Below are 1,292 nucleotides of genomic sequence, written 5' to 3' on the forward strand. Positions count from 1 at the left end.
ATTAAAACAAGTGAATGTTTTAATATTCTCTTAGAAAGGAGGTGATCCAACCGCAGGTTCACCTACGGTTACCTTGTTACGACTTCACCCCAGTCGCTGCATCCGCCGTGGGCGGTAACCAATTTAGTATCCCGACTTAAGGCGAATACAACTCCCATGGTGTGACGGGCGGTGAGTACAAGACCCGGGAACGTATTCACCGCAACATGGCTGATTTGCGATTACTAGCGATTCCAGCTTCATGTAGTCGAGTTGCAGACTACAATCCGAACTGAGAGATGTTTTAGAGATTAGCTCCATCTCGCGATATTGCATCTCATTGTGCACCCCATTGTAGCACGTGTGTAGCCCTAGGCGTAAGGGCCATGATGACTTGACGTCGTCCTCACCTTCCTCCTTCTTACGAAGGCAGTCTTCTTAGAGTGCTCAGCCGAACTGCTAGCAACTAAGAACGAGGGTTGCGCTCGTTGCGGGACTTAACCCAACATCTCACGACACGAGCTGACGACAGCCGTGCAGCACCTGTTTTCAAGGTCTAGCAAGCTAGACACTCCGCTATCTCTAGCAGATTCTATCAATGTCAAGCCTAGGTAAGGTTCTTCGTGTATCTTCGAATTAAACCACATGCTCCACCGCTTGTGCGGGTCCCCGTCTATTCCTTTGAGTTTTAATCTTGCGACCGTACTCCCCAGGCGGAATGCTTAATGCGTTAGCTGCATTACTGCCCTGACAAGCAGGGCAACAACTAGCATTCATCGTTTAGGGCGTGGACTACCAGGGTATCTAATCCTGTTTGCTCCCCACGCTTTCGTGCATGAGCGTCAGTAATGTTCTAGTAGGTCGCCTTCGCAATGAGTATTCCTCTTGATCTCTACGGATTTTACCCCTACACCAAGAATTCCACCTACCTCTCCCACACTCTAGAAAAGTAGTTTCAAATGCAGTTCTGTAGTTAAGCTACAGGATTTCACATCTGACTTACTTTCCCGCCTACGCACTCTTTACGCCCAGTGATTCCGAGTAACGCTTGCACCCTCCGTATTACCGCGGCTGCTGGCACGGAGTTAGCCGGTGCTTATTCGTTAGATACCGTCATAATCTTCTCTAACAAAAGGAGTTTACAATCCTAAAACCTTCATCCTCCACGCGGCGTTGCTGCTTCAGGCTTTCGCCCATTGAGCAATATTCCCTACTGCTGCCTCCCGTAGGAGTCTGGACCGTGTCTCAGTTCCAGTGTGTCCGTTCACCCTCTCAGGCCGGATACCCGTCATAGCCTTGGTAAGCCATTACCT

At 49.5% G+C, this 1,292-nt stretch carries 1 rRNA gene; it reads right to left on the reverse strand.

From position 1 onward, the window contains the following. Positions 1-34: 34 nt before the first annotated feature. A 16S ribosomal RNA gene (locus LS64_RS12115) occupies positions 35-1,292 on the reverse strand; the annotation flags it as partial.

Origin of the sequence: Helicobacter saguini (assembly GCF_000762875.2) — a bacterium.
Lineage (GTDB): Bacteria > Campylobacterota > Campylobacteria > Campylobacterales > Helicobacteraceae > Helicobacter_A > Helicobacter_A saguini.